Consider the following 13,638-nt stretch of genomic DNA (forward strand, 5'->3'; position numbering starts at 1 on the left):
GTACTACTTTTGGCATGTATATAAAGAAGGATCGGTGGTTGGTGCAGCAGAGGCGCTTTATCTGACACCGCAAACCATTACCGGGCAGATTAAAGCGCTTGAGGAACGCTTACAGGGAAAGTTGTTCAAGCGGAAGGGGCGTGGACTGGAGCCCACCGAATTAGGCGAATTGGTTTTTCGTTATGCGGATAAGATGTTCACGTTAAGCCAGGAAATGCTGGATATCGTGAACTATCGCAAAGAGTCGAATTTACTGTTCGATGTCGGCGTAGCGGATGCGTTGTCCAAACAGCTGGTCAGCAGCGTGCTGAATGCTGCAGTCGTTGAAGATGAACAAATCCATCTGCGTTGTTTTGAATCAACGCACGAGATGCTGCTTGATCAGCTCAGCCAGCATAAACTGGATATGATTATCTCCGACTGCCCGATCGATTCTACGCAGCAGGAAGGGTTGTTCTCAGTGCGGATTGGCGAATGCAGCGTGAGCTTTTGGTGCACCCAGCCATTGCCTGAGAAACCATTTCCGGCCTGCCTCGAAGAGCGTCGATTGCTGATCCCTGGGCGCCGTTCGATGCTCGGGCGTAAGCTGCTGAACTGGATTAACTCACAAGGGCTGAACGTTGAAATCCTTGGCGAGTTTGATGACGCCGCGCTGATGAAAGCGTTCGGCGCAACGCATAATGCTATTTTTGTTGCGCCTACGCTTTATTCCCACAATTTCTATGCCGATGATTCTATTGTTGAAATTGGACGCGTAGAGAATGTGATGGAGGAGTATCACGCCATATTTGCAGAAAGAATGATCCAGCATCCAGCGGTGCAGCGTATTTGCAATGCGGACTACTCGGCATTATTTAAGCTGCAATCAGCCTGATCGTCGTAATGCTTCCGGCTGCGGTGGTTGCCTACAGCCGGAAGGATTCTACAGCTTTAATAAATTCCGGTATTGACCACTTTCGCGGATAAATACCGGAATTCTGTTCAGTGGTGCGGCATAGCGCAGCGTTTGTCCTCCCGCATAACTCTCGCCGGTCACAAGTTCCGTCCATGTTTCCCCTTCTGGTAGCCAGATGTCACGTTCACGCATACCTTCGTGCATGACGGGCGCAATCAGTAGGTCGGGGCCAAAACAGTACTGATCGGTAATTTCCCAACTCCTTGTCTGCTCTGGGAATTCAAAAAACAGGGGGCGCATTACCGGCGCATTGCGTTCGTGCGTTTCCACCATCAGAGCTTTGATGTACGGCTTTAGCTTTTCACGTAACGTCAGACAGCCGGTCAAAACTTCACACACCTCCTCGCCATAGCTCCACACTTCGTTCGCCGCACCGGTCGGGCATTGGGCAATGCCATCACGGTAAGCATGTTCCGGTAAAATCTGCGGATCGCGGTTACCGTGCAGACGCATCACCGGGCTAAAGACGCCCCACTGAAACCAGCGAATCAGCAACTCATGAAATTGCGGGTCGTGAATATTACCGCCATGAAAACCACCGATATCCGTCGTCCACCACGGTATCCCCGCGATTCCCATATTGAGTCCGGCGGCAAACTGATTGCGTAGCGATCGAAACGAAGAGTGGATATCTCCGGACCAGACCAGCGCGCCGTATTTCTGGCTCCCGGCCCAGGCGCAACGTAGCAGGTTGATAACCTTGTCTTCGCCATCGGCTTTCATGCCATCAAAAAAGGTTTGGGCGTACATTCGCGGGTAGATATTGCCCACTTCCAGCACTGGCCCGGCGTGATAGCGATAGTTGTCGTAATCGTAAACGCTGAACTCAGGTTCAGCTTCATCTAACCAGAAGAGCTTCACGCCTTTATCGTAATAGTTGCGCTTAGCTTTACCCCAGACGTAGTCACGAGCGCCTGGATGAGTGGCGTCAAAAAAAGTGGTATTGCCGAGGAAATCCATATTGATCGGTAATCCGCGTTCCGTTTGCACCAGCCAGCCGTTTTCATGCATCTCCCGATAGCTCTCGGTGCGGTTATCCACCGTCGGCCAGACAGAGACCATCAGCTCAATGCCCAGTGATTTTAGCTCGGCGATCATGGCGCCGGGATCGGGCCAGTCGCGCTGGTCGAACATCCAGTCACCCTGATTTGGCCAGTGGAAGAAATCGATAACGATAACCGAGATGGGCAAGTTGCGTCGTTTATACTCGCGGGCGACCGCCAGCAGCTCTTCCTGAGTACGATAGCGGAGTTTGCACTGCCAGAAACCCATGGCGTAATCCGGCATCATCGGCGGTGTGCCAGTAGCAAGCGCGTAAGCCTGGCTGATTTCTGCGGGGGTATCGCCAGCGGTGATCCAGTAGTCCAGTTGTTCGCTGACCTGAGCTTCCCATTCAGTGACGTTGTGGGCGAAGGTTACGCGACCAACTGCTGGATTGTTCCATAAAAATCCGTAGCCCAGACTTGAAAGCATGAATGGTACTGAGGCTTGGGAGTTACGCTGTGCCAGCTCCAGAACGCACCCTTTAAGATCCATATTGGCCTGCTGATACTGGCCCATGCCATAGATTTTTTCCCCTTCGGCGGCTTCGAAGCGGGCTTTAATCGAATATTTTCCTCCCGGAATAGGGCGGAATTCGCGCCCTTCAAGGTTTAGGGCGCTGACGTACTGACCGTGTGAAGACTCGTCCTCACCGATTTCGCCCCGCAGACGCCAGAACTCCTGCAACAGGGGCTTATGCGAATGGCGGTAAAAGGTGACTTGCCCTTTTTGATTGACGACAGCGATAATTTTACCGTTAGTCAGCGTCGCCTGGTGGTGCTCATAAACAATATGGCAGAGGCTTTCTGCGACGGGCTCATTCAATGCCCAGTCCTCATTTCTCATTACCGGTAGATGACGGCCGCTGCGCACGCGTAGGCTGTTCTCGCCCCAGGGTTCAATCCACAAATAGCGATCGTTTTGCTGCCAGACCAGGCGACGCGGGTCATGTTGCACAAATGGCATGGTGGTGCCTCCCGTATTTCGAGGGTGAAGGTAAGGTATGTTATTGATTGATGGTTACCAGATCGTGGCGAATCTTCTCTTCCATCGCTTCGTATTTACGGAAGAAAAGCAGCGGGATCGCCGCGAGCGTGAAGAGCAAGGCAGGCGTCCAGATAAAGGCCCAGGTAATTCCTTCCAGACCTGCAGCGTTCTGGGCGTGGTTCGGAACATAGCCAAAACTGTTCATGATCCAGGCGGCGAAAGCGGTACCTAGGCCACTGCCCATCTTGATGCAGAAAGTACTGCCGAAGGCGATAAGAATGCCGGTAGCCTTGATACCCGTTTTCCATGCGCCGAAGTCGACGGCGAAGCCCAGCATGGCAAACGGCATTGAGCAGGCGATTCCGCTGCCGATATTTCCGAGCACCCAGGCAGCGATGAGGAAAGGAATGTTGTCCGCCGCCAGCCACATCAGGACGCCGCCTAAGGTGGCGACCAGTAAGCCGCCTACCCATATCCAGGTTTTAGCCAGGTATTTGCTAAAGAAAGGAATGGCGATGATAAACAGGATCTGAATTGTCGCCAGGCTGTTAATCAGCGGAACCAGATCTTTGCGGTCAAGGTTGTAGGTTAGATAGTAGACAATCGTCGTGGAGCGCTGCTGCAGGGCGATCCAGAAGATCAGGTTTGCCAGCACCATCAGGATCCATGGCCAGTTACCTTTCATCGCCGTGAAACTTTTTTTCATCGGCAATCTTGGTTCTTGCTGTATTTTATCCGCATCCATTTCACGGATATTTTTAAAGGCGAAAAGCGTTAGTGAACAGGATATGACGGCAAACAGAATCGCCGTATAAATAAATCCTGTATGATCGTTTCCGTTACCTAAAAATGCAACAAGGGGCAATGCAGTGGCATTCATTAATAAAACCCCAATTTGCCCGCCGGTCATTCTCCAGGAATTTAATACCAGCCGCTCCTTGGGGGATAGGGTCATCAGGGGTAATATTGCGCTGAGTGGTGTATTAAGTCCGGTAAATAAAATGCTGGCAATCATGTAGGATATTGCTGCATAGATAGCTTTTCCTGTCATACTGATATCGGGAGACCAAAATGACAGCGCGCTGAATACACCAAAAGGCAGCGGTAACCATAAAAACCAAGGGCGGCATTTACCGTAACGCGAACGCGTCTTATCGATGATGATTCCCCAGATGGGGGCGTCTATACCATCTACAATACGCGCCAGTAGCAGGATAACCCCGGCTACGGCGAGGCTGATACCCGCAACGTCCGTGTAGAAATATAAGATGTAGGTTGAACCGAAACAGTACAGTAGATTACCTGCCACATCTAAAGAGCCGTAGCTAATACGCTGTAGTAAAGATAATGATGCTGACCCGCAAGACTGGGTATCCTCAATAACAGAACTCATAATGATAACTCCGATATTGGTGCGATACGCCCAGAAAAACAGCTTTTACTTTCTAAGCAATAGGGTGTTTTTTATTTTTTGTTTCCAGAAAACGTTAGCCTTTGGATTGAGGTAGTGGTTAATTGGTTTTATGAAAAATAGTTAACTCTGGCATCGTGATCAATTATCAAATCTTACTTCAGGATTGCGTTTATTCGTTTTTGGATGAGTAATTATTTCATTTGTTATGGTGGTCACAATTTCATCTACAATGAAATTAAAAAAGTTAAACAGTGAAAGAAAATAACTTTCATGTACCTGGTGAGGTGGCGGACTGAAAGGAGGAGCGGGCAGGAGGAGTACTGTTCAAGATCAGTGAATGACGGTTGCTGTCGAATCAGGCTGCAAACGACAGGCATAAAAAACCCGCTTACGCGCAATGCCGCGCCGCTTAAGTGAACGGTATTGGGTTGTGGGGGGTTGTTACTCGGCCAGTCGGTACACTGCGCCCTGCCACCTTGTGGCAGGGTCACTGGCGTGCGTTGAGCAAAGTGGATGTGCCGGAGAAAAAATCTTTAAGATCAAACAGAAAGTAATTTCCTGAGACCCTCCAGCCTGCTTCTTACCCTATCTCATAACCTGTTTTATACAGAAAATGAGATCTCATCAAATCGATATCTCATGGTTTCAAAGCGTTTGTGATTAGCACCCCTCGCATAATGGGAGCATTACATAGGTGTCCCACCGGACGTATGGGACACACTATTTCTTCTATGACTCATTAACGAGGTAAGCATTATGACTAACAGCAAACTGGTACAAAATGATTCGCTCAGTACAAAAGAGTACGAGCAGAACGGATTTGTGGCGGCCACGGAAACCAATGAGTTTAGCTATACATCGGCGCGTGTTGCGAAGGTAGCCTATAACGAGTACAAGCCCAACGAGTTTAAAGTGTCCGGTTACTGGACGGACTGGTCGCAATATGACGGCCGTCTCGATGGTGATTTCGCGCCTTCCAGCTGTGGGCGCGGCGTTGACCTGGCGTTATTAGACCCCTTTGCTTACGATAAAATTACGCTGGGTTTCTGCGGGATCGTCGGCGATACCGGCGAGAAAGCGACGACCATCAACAATGCCGCAGTCGACTTCCAGCGTACGCAATGGCAACCCACTTTTGTCGATGCGTGGGGAGATGTTGCCTCCTACCGCAACTGCGGCTTTGCGGGCTGGGTAAGCAATGATTACATGGCGCTTTTCCATCAGTACGATGCACAGGGCGTTCTGGGGGGGTTACGCGATGTACAGAAAAAGAACCCGAATCTCCATCTTTCAATGAGTATCGGCGGCTGGACCATGAGCCAGGCGTTCCACTTTATGGCTAAGGATCCACATAAACGTGCGCTATTCTGCGACGGCCTGACTGATCTGTTCACCCGATTCCCGATGTTTAGCGAAATCGATCTGGATTGGGAATATCCGGGTGCCCCGGGAAATACCGGTAATACCTACGATGATACTGACGCACCAAATTTTGCTGCCTTGATTAAGGATGTGAAAGCCGCGCTGAATAAAATCAATCGCAGTGATGTGAAAATTAGCGTTGCCGCGGCGGGTGATATCGAGAAACTGAAAAAAGCCAATATTCCAGCGCTCATTGATGCGGGGGTCTGGGGCATTAATTTAATGACCTACGACTTCTTTGGTACGCCGTGGGCTACCGAGCTGGCGCATCATACCAATCTCTACCCGAATGGCAGCGCGAATAACTGGAGCGTAGAGACCGCCGTTAATTATCTGGAGTCGATTGGGGTGCCGCTTAAACAGGTCTTTATCGGTTATGCCGGTTATAGCCGTAATGCTCATGATGCGACGATCCAGAGCGTATCTCCGCTGAAAGGAACTTACACGCCAGGATACGGCACGACGGTCGGAACATTTGAATCCGGCTCAACGGAATGGTACGACCATATCGCAAATTATCTTGATCTGGAAAACCAGACCGGCCGCAATAATTTTATTGTTTACACCGATGAAGTGGCGGATGCGGATTTCCTGTATAACCCACAGTCTAAAGTCTTTATGTCGCTGGATACCCCGCGCACCGTGAAGGCCAAAGCCGAGTACGTAAAATCCCGCGGCCTGGGCGGCCTGTTTACCTGGACGGCGGATTTGGATCGCGGCCCGCTGGTGAATGCGGCTCGCGAAGGGCTGGGCTGCGAAATGACGCGGCAAACTGTTGATATGAGACCGTTCTATTTTAAAGGTATTACAAAGTAAGCGCTCATGTCCCCCTGTAATGGGGGACATTTTCGGCTGTCTCATCGTGTAAAAAACATAGATAAGTAAATAAATATTGTGTATCAGGTGAATTATTATTTTGGATTGAATAAGTAAATTTATATTACATTTTATGACATTGCCTTCTTATTTTTAGATTTTTTTATGGTTTTTTACATCAGGTTTGACAATTCTCTCAGTTAGATGATTATTTTTGGTACTAAAATAATGCATCTCAATAGTTAATGGATTTTCAAATGGTTACATCATTCATGATTGGAAATGATTTATTGTTTGATACAAGTGAAATGGTTCTTCATCATCTTAAGGATGGGGAAAGTATTCATTTATCCGGCGTGAAAGGTCGCTGTTTGAAGTGTCTCATCTCACATACCCAACAAGATATAACGACAAAAAAGCAAATTTGCGATGAGGTATGGGGACAATTTGGTTTATTCGCCAGCGATAGTACGTTATTGCAGACGATTTATGCCTTGCGGCGTGATTTGCGGGATATAGAGATGACGGATTTAATCGTGACCCATCCCCGACTGGGCTACCAGATCAATCCGGCCTATAGCGTTACACCGGTTGCTGAATTAGGCGCTGAAAAAAATGAACCTGCTGCCATTGAGGTATTTTCCTGTCCTTCTGACACTGATATTCTCAGTGCTCATTATGAAATTCAGAAAAAAACCGAAGGCAAAAAAACAGACGTTGCCGTTAATCTCTCCCTGCATAAGGCGAGGGTTATTTTAGCGTTCCTGACATTTGTATTGACTACCGTATTAGTACTCCTGACAGTGTTTTTCTACAGGGAAGAGTTACGTCTTCATAATGGCGGGAAAAACCTGTATTTAAATCCTGAAACGGGAAAAGATAGTCATGGACAAAAAGGATTTATCCTGTGCCAGTGCAATAAGTACGATACAAGCGAAAATTGCAAAAATCATGAATATATATGTAAAAAAGTGACTTCATGATATTTTTCGTTACGTAATGCAACTTAAGTTTATTATGCGTTTGGTGGATAAGGCGAGAGCGTCATCTTGCCACCGAAAAGCTCGGTTAACCGTCGTTCGGCAAGATGATGCGTCCAGTGATGAGTCGGTTAGATGAAATAATGCCTCAAGCGGTTCATCACGGAATTTCCAGCAGGTCTGATTAATAAAGTTGGCAGCCAGAGAGCCATCCAGAACAAGCTCGAGTTTTGTCACCGCATCGGTGATGTAGAGATCATAATGAAGCTCATTCCGATAATTAACCAGATAACAAGTTCCGCGGAGAGTTTATGCTTTCTGATACTGGCTTTATCTGTGGAGCGAAGGACCTGAGAGACATTCAGGAGGTATTGAGTGCCGAAAAGAGGAAAGAGATTCGGGTTCAGCCCAAATTGTATCGCATAGCGACAGGTTGAAAGTATGAAAAAGCCCCATCAAAAATGATGGGGCTTATTGTGCTACGCTTGCGTGATTTTTTTCACAAAGCGACAACAAGCAGGCGATTAAGCCAGTTTGTTGATCTGTGCAGTCAGGTTTGCTTTATGACGTGCAGCTTTGTTTTTGTGGATCAGACCTTTAGCAGCCTGACGGTCCACGATCGGTTGCATTTCGTTAAATGCTTTCAGTGCAGTAGCTTTGTCGCCAGCTTCGATAGCTGCGTATACTTTCTTGATGAAAGTACGCATCATAGAGCGACGGCTAGCGTTGTGCTTGCGGGCCTTTTCAGACTGAACGGCGCGCTTCTTAGCTGATTTGATATTAGCCAAGGTCCAACTCCCAAATGTGTTCTATATGGACAATTCAAAGGCCGAGGAATATGCCCTTTTAGCCTTCTTTTGTCAATGGATTTGTGCAAATAAGCGCCGTTTAAATTGCAGCACTCGTTGCGTAGTGATGGCGCAGGATTCTACCAGCTTGCGGGGCGTGAATACAGCCTTTCCACGAGAAAAATTGCATTGGTGTGCCCGTGAAGGGCGTCAATTTGTTTCATAACGATGAAAACCATCCTCTTTCTGTTTCGTAGAAACAATCGCCGGTTAACGTTGAACGCGGTACAGGGTATACTTTCACGATTTTCACTGTTTTGAGCCAGACATGAAGCTGATACGAGGCATACATAATCTCAGTCAGGCCCCGCATGGGTGTGTGCTGACTATTGGTAATTTCGACGGCGTGCACCGTGGCCATCGTGCGTTGCTGCAGGGCTTACGGGAAGAAGGGCGCAAACGCAATTTACCGGTGATGGTGATGATTTTCGAGCCGCAGCCGCTGGAGCTGTTTGCGACGGACAAGTCACCTGCGCGCCTCACCCGCCTGCGGGAAAAACTGCGTTATCTGGCGGAGTGCGGCGTTGATTACGTGCTGTGCGTGCGTTTTGACAGGCGCTTCGCGGCATTAACGGCGCAGACCTTTATCAGCGATCTGCTGGTGAAGCGCCTTGGTGTACAATTTCTTGCCGTTGGTGATGATTTCCGCTTTGGCGCTAGCCGTGCGGGCGATTTCTTGTTATTACAGGAAGCGGGCGCTGAGTATGGTTTTGATATCACCAGCACCCAAACCTTCTGTGAAGGCGGTGTGCGCATCAGCAGCACCGCGGTACGTCAAGCGCTGGCGGAAGATAACCTGCAACTGGCCGAAAGCCTGCTTGGGCATCCTTTTACTATCTCAGGACGCGTAGTTCACGGTGACGAGTTAGGGCGCACTATCGGTTTTCCGACGGCAAACTTACCGCTTCGTCGCCAGGTTTCTCCGGTGAAAGGGGTTTATGCGGTTGAAGTAATGGGGCTGGGTGACAAACCTTTACCCGGCGTCGCCAACATCGGCACACGCCCGACGGTAGCAGGCGTACGCCAACAGTTGGAAGTGCATCTATTGGACGTTGTAATGGGCCTGTATGGTCGCCATATAGATGTAGTACTGCGTAAAAAAATACGCAGCGAACAGCGATTTGCCTCGCTGGATGAACTAAAAGCGCAGATTGCGCGTGATGAGTTGACTGCCCGTGAATTTTTTGGGCTAACAAAACCGGCTTAATGCCTATACGAGTTTTAAATACGGAACCGAGAATCTGATGAGTGACTATAAATCAACCCTGAATTTGCCGGAAACAGGGTTCCCGATGCGCGGCGATCTCGCCAAGCGTGAACCGGGAATGCTGGCGCGTTGGACTGATGATGACCTGTACGGCATCATTCGTGCGGCCAAAAAAGGCAAAAAAACCTTCATTCTGCATGATGGCCCTCCTTATGCGAATGGCAGCATTCATATTGGTCACTCGGTTAACAAGATTCTGAAAGACATTATCGTGAAGTCCAAAGGACTCACGGGATTCGACTCGCCTTACGTTCCGGGCTGGGACTGCCACGGTCTGCCTATCGAGTTGAAAGTAGAGCAGGAATACGGCAAGCCGGGCGAGAAGTTCACCGCCGCTGAGTTCCGCGCCAAATGCCGTGAATACGCAGCGACGCAGGTTGACGGTCAGCGTAAAGACTTTATCCGTCTTGGCGTGCTGGGCGACTGGTCGCATCCGTACCTGACCATGGACTTCAAAACTGAAGCCAACATCATTCGTGCGCTGGGTAAAATCATCGGCAACGGTCACCTGCACAAAGGTGCGAAGCCGGTGCACTGGTGCGTTGATTGCCGTTCCGCGCTGGCGGAAGCGGAAGTTGAGTATTATGACAAAACCTCCCCGTCCATCGACGTTGCGTTCCACGCCGCCGATCAGGACGCGGTAAAAGCGAAATTTGGCGTTTCTGACGTCAATGGCCCGATCTCACTGGTTATCTGGACTACCACCCCGTGGACGTTACCGGCGAACCGCGCAATCTCTCTGGCGCCTGATTTTGACTATGCGCTGGTGCAGATTGACGGGCAGGCTGTGATTCTGGCGAAGGATCTGGTTGAAAGCGTCATGCAGCGTATTGGTGCGGCTGAATACACTATTCTGGGCACCGTAAAAGGCGCCGAGCTGGAACTGCTGCGCTTTACCCATCCGTTTATGGGCTTTGACGTGCCGGCTATTCTTGGCGATCACGTTACGCTGGATGCGGGTACCGGTGCGGTCCATACCGCCGGCGGCCACGGTCCGGATGACTACGTCATTAGCCAGAAATACGGTCTGGAAATCGCTAACCCGGTTGGCCCGGACGGCGCATATCTGGCGGGTACCTATCCGGATCTGGACGGTGTGAACGTCTTTAAAGCCAACGACAAAATCGTTGCGCTGCTGAGCGATAAAGGCGCTCTGCTGCACGTTGAGAAGATGCAGCACAGCTACCCGTGCTGCTGGCGCCACAAATCGCCGATCATCTTCCGTGCGACTCCGCAGTGGTTCGTCAGCATGGATCAGAAAGGTCTGCGCGCGCAGTCGCTAAAAGAGATCAAAGGCGTGCAATGGATCCCGGATTGGGGTCAGGCACGTATTGAATCGATGGTTGCCAACCGTCCTGACTGGTGTATCTCCCGTCAGCGTACGTGGGGTGTGCCGATGTCTCTGTTTGTTCACAAAGACACCGAAGAGCTGCATCCGCGTGCTATCGAACTGATGGAAGAAGTGGCCAAACGCGTTGAAGTTGACGGCATCCAGGCGTGGTGGGATCTCGACCCGAAAGATATCCTCGGCGATGAAGTTGACCAGTATGTCAAAGTCCCGGATACGCTGGACGTGTGGTTCGACTCCGGTTCAACCCACTCCTCCGTTGTGGACGTGCGTCCTGAGTTTGCAGGCCATGCGGCAGATATGTATCTGGAAGGTTCTGACCAGCACCGCGGCTGGTTCATGTCTTCTCTGATGATCTCCACTGCAATGAAGGGCAAAGCGCCATACCGTCAGGTACTGACCCACGGTTTCACCGTTGATGGTCAGGGTCGCAAAATGTCCAAGTCTATCGGTAACACCGTAAGCCCGCAGGACGTAATGAACAAACTGGGCGCGGATATTCTGCGTCTGTGGGTCGCTTCTACCGACTATACCGGCGAAATGGCCGTTTCTGACGAAATCCTGAAACGTGCTGCCGACAGCTATCGTCGTATCCGTAACACCGCACGCTTCCTGCTGGCGAACTTGAATGGGTTCGATCCGGTAAAAGATATGGTGAAACCGGAAGAGATGGTGGTGCTGGATCGCTGGGCGGTAGGTTGTGCGCAAGCGGCGCAGGAAGAGATCCTGAAAGCTTATGAAGCCTATGACTTCCACGAAGTAGTACAGCGCCTGATGCGCTTCTGCTCCGTAGAAATGGGTTCGTTCTACCTCGACATCATCAAAGACCGTCAGTACACCGCGAAAGCGGACAGCGTGGCGCGTCGTAGTTGCCAGACTGCGCTGTTCCATATTGCAGAAGCGCTGGTACGCTGGATGGCGCCGATCATGTCCTTCACCGCCGATGAAATCTGGGGTTACCTGCCGGGCGAGCGTGAGAAGTACGTCTTTACCGGTGAATGGTACGAAGGTCTGTTTGGCTTAGGCGAAACCGAAGCGATGAATGACGCCTACTGGGACGAGTTGCTGAAAGTGCGCGGCGAAGTGAACAAGGTCATCGAGCAGGCACGTGCTGATAAGAAAGTCGGTGGTTCGCTGGAAGCGGCGGTTACTCTGTACACTGAACCAGAACTGGCGGCGAAACTGACCGCGCTGGGCGAAGAGTTGCGCTTTGTTCTGCTGACCTCCGGTGCGACGGTTGCGGATTATGCAGCGGCTCCTGCTGACGCTCAGCAGAGCGAACTGCTTAAAGGTCTGAAAATCGTACTAAGCAAAGCCGAAGGTGAGAAATGTCCGCGCTGCTGGCATTACACTACCGATGTCGGCCAGGTGGCGGAACATGCAGATATCTGCGGACGCTGTGTCAGCAACATCGCCGGTGATGGCGAACAACGTAAGTTTGCCTGATGAGTAAGCCTCTATGTTCAACAGGACTACGCTGGCTGTGGCTGGTGGTAGTCGTGCTGATTATCGATTTAGGCAGCAAATACCTGATCCTCCAGAACTTTGCTCTGGGGGATACGGTGTCGCTGTTCCCGTCGCTTAATCTGCACTATGCGCGTAACTATGGTGCGGCGTTTAGCTTCTTAGCCGACAGCGGTGGCTGGCAACGTTGGTTCTTTGCCGGTATCGCCATTGGTATCTGCGTTATCCTGATGGTGATGATGTATCGCTCGAAGGCGACGCAGAAGCTAAACAACATCGCGTATGCGTTAATCATTGGCGGTGCGCTGGGCAACCTGTTCGACCGCCTGTGGCACGGCTTCGTGGTTGATATGATTGACTTTTACGTCGGTGACTGGCATTTCGCGACATTCAACCTTGCTGATACGGCGATCTGTATCGGTGCGGCATTGATTGTCCTCGAAGGCTTCTTACCGTCGAAAGAGAAAAAAGCCGCATAAAAAAATGCCGGATGGCGCTATGCTAATCCGGCTTACAATATACTGCGATTCTTGTGGGCCCGGTAAGCGTAGCGCTATCGGGCAAACAGGCGGCAGCAATTTTAAAGAGCAACCTGCATGTCTAAATCAGTACAGAGTAACAGTGCGGTGCTGGTGCACTTCACCCTTAAGCTCGACGATGGCTCCACCGCAGAGTCAACCCGCAATAACGGCAAGCCTGCGCTGTTTCGCCTGGGCGACGGTTCTCTGTCTGAAGGACTGGAACAACACCTGCTGGGGTTAAAAGAAGGTGATAAAACCACTTTTGCTCTGGAGCCGGATGCCGCCTTCGGCGTGTCCAGCCCGGACTTAATTCAGTATTTCTCGCGTCGGGAATTTATGGACGCGGGCGAGCCAGAAATTGGCGCTATCATGCTCTTTACCGCAATGGACGGCAGTGAGATGCCTGGTGTGATCCGCGAAATCAATGGTGACTCGATCACGGTTGATTTCAACCATCCGCTGGCCGGGCATACCGTTCATTTTGATATTGAAGTGCTGGAAGTCGAACCGGCACTGGAGGCGTAAAATGCAGATCCTGTTGGCCAACCCGCGCGGTTTTTGCGCTGGCGTAGACC

At 50.5% G+C, this 13,638-nt stretch carries 10 protein-coding genes and 1 pseudogene; 8 read left to right on the forward strand and 3 right to left on the reverse strand.

All coding sequences use genetic code 11. The features are described from left to right. On the forward strand, nt 1-874 hold an 874-nt coding region (gene nhaR / locus KQJ19_RS18395; protein ID WP_216403956.1), incomplete at its 5' end, for a transcriptional activator NhaR. Between the two features lie 48 nt (nt 875-922). On the opposite strand, the gene KQJ19_RS18400 is transcribed toward nhaR, so the two are convergent. Next, nucleotides 923-2,962, reverse strand: a complete 2,040-nt coding sequence (locus KQJ19_RS18400) for a glycoside hydrolase family 31 protein (protein WP_216403957.1) — start codon at nt 2,960-2,962, stop codon at nt 923-925. A 40-nt stretch (nt 2,963-3,002) separates the two neighbouring features. Continuing rightward, nucleotides 3,003-4,376, reverse strand: a complete 1,374-nt coding sequence (locus KQJ19_RS18405) for an MFS transporter (protein ID WP_103766848.1) — start codon at nt 4,374-4,376, stop codon at nt 3,003-3,005. A 777-nt stretch (nt 4,377-5,153) separates the two neighbouring features. Between KQJ19_RS18405 and KQJ19_RS18410 the strand changes: the two genes are divergently transcribed. Both KQJ19_RS18410 and KQJ19_RS18415 read left to right on the forward strand, forming a co-directional pair. After that, on the forward strand, nt 5,154-6,635 hold the full coding sequence (locus KQJ19_RS18410; RefSeq protein ID WP_019078334.1) for a glycosyl hydrolase family 18 protein: 1,482 nt from the start codon (nt 5,154-5,156) through the stop codon (nt 6,633-6,635). A gap of 257 nt (nt 6,636-6,892) precedes the next feature. Then, complete coding sequence (locus KQJ19_RS18415; protein WP_103766847.1) at nt 6,893-7,618, forward strand: winged helix-turn-helix domain-containing protein; 726 nt, start codon at nt 6,893-6,895, stop codon at nt 7,616-7,618. A gap of 521 nt (nt 7,619-8,139) precedes the next feature. Here the strand turns inward: KQJ19_RS18415 and rpsT are convergent. Next, nucleotides 8,140-8,403 (reverse strand): 30S ribosomal protein S20, encoded by a 264-nt coding sequence (gene rpsT, locus KQJ19_RS18425; RefSeq protein ID WP_003018940.1) that lies wholly within the window; start codon nt 8,401-8,403, stop codon nt 8,140-8,142. 105 nt (nt 8,404-8,508) lie between these two features. Between rpsT and KQJ19_RS24060 the strand changes: the two are divergent. From KQJ19_RS24060 to fkpB, 5 genes and pseudogenes are all read left to right on the forward strand, one after another. Next, nucleotides 8,509-8,724 (forward strand): annotated as a pseudogene (locus KQJ19_RS24060) (DUF2575 domain-containing protein). Between the two features lie 7 nt (nt 8,725-8,731). After that, nucleotides 8,732-9,670, forward strand: coding sequence for a bifunctional riboflavin kinase/FAD synthetase (gene ribF, locus KQJ19_RS18430; RefSeq protein WP_216403958.1), 939 nt, complete (start codon nt 8,732-8,734; stop codon nt 9,668-9,670). 37 nt (nt 9,671-9,707) lie between these two features. Then, complete coding sequence (gene ileS, locus KQJ19_RS18435) at nt 9,708-12,524, forward strand: isoleucine--tRNA ligase (RefSeq protein WP_216403959.1); 2,817 nt, start codon at nt 9,708-9,710, stop codon at nt 12,522-12,524. Then, nucleotides 12,524-13,021, forward strand: coding sequence for a signal peptidase II (gene lspA / locus KQJ19_RS18440; RefSeq protein ID WP_003018932.1), 498 nt, complete (start codon nt 12,524-12,526; stop codon nt 13,019-13,021). Before ileS ends, lspA begins: the two co-directional genes overlap by 1 nt. Before the next feature lie 117 nt (nt 13,022-13,138). Continuing rightward, nucleotides 13,139-13,588, forward strand: a complete 450-nt coding sequence (fkpB, locus tag KQJ19_RS18445; protein WP_003018929.1) for an FKBP-type peptidyl-prolyl cis-trans isomerase — start codon at nt 13,139-13,141, stop codon at nt 13,586-13,588. Nucleotides 13,589-13,638: the final 50 nt, after the last annotated feature.

The organism is Citrobacter sp. S46_ASV_140, from assembly GCF_018919545.1.
Taxonomy (GTDB): domain Bacteria; phylum Pseudomonadota; class Gammaproteobacteria; order Enterobacterales; family Enterobacteriaceae; genus Citrobacter; species Citrobacter braakii.

What these genes read in the sequence shown, in the direction of transcription:
- ileS (WP_216403959.1), top strand. Translation starts at nt 9,708, where the DNA reads ATGAGTGACTATAAATCAACCCTGAATTTGCCGGAAACAGGGTTCCCG.
- ribF (WP_216403958.1), top strand. Translation starts at nt 8,732, where the DNA reads ATGAAGCTGATACGAGGCATACATAATCTCAGTCAGGCCCCGCATGGG.
- KQJ19_RS18405 (WP_103766848.1), bottom strand. Translation starts at nt 4,376, where the DNA reads ATGAGTTCTGTTATTGAGGATACCCAGTCTTGCGGGTCAGCATCATTA.
- KQJ19_RS18400 (WP_216403957.1), bottom strand. Translation starts at nt 2,962, where the DNA reads ATGCCATTTGTGCAACATGACCCGCGTCGCCTGGTCTGGCAGCAAAAC.
- KQJ19_RS18410 (WP_019078334.1), top strand. Translation starts at nt 5,154, where the DNA reads ATGACTAACAGCAAACTGGTACAAAATGATTCGCTCAGTACAAAAGAG.
- KQJ19_RS18415 (WP_103766847.1), top strand. Translation starts at nt 6,893, where the DNA reads ATGGTTACATCATTCATGATTGGAAATGATTTATTGTTTGATACAAGT.
- lspA (WP_003018932.1), top strand. Translation starts at nt 12,524, where the DNA reads ATGAGTAAGCCTCTATGTTCAACAGGACTACGCTGGCTGTGGCTGGTG.
- fkpB (WP_003018929.1), top strand. Translation starts at nt 13,139, where the DNA reads ATGTCTAAATCAGTACAGAGTAACAGTGCGGTGCTGGTGCACTTCACC.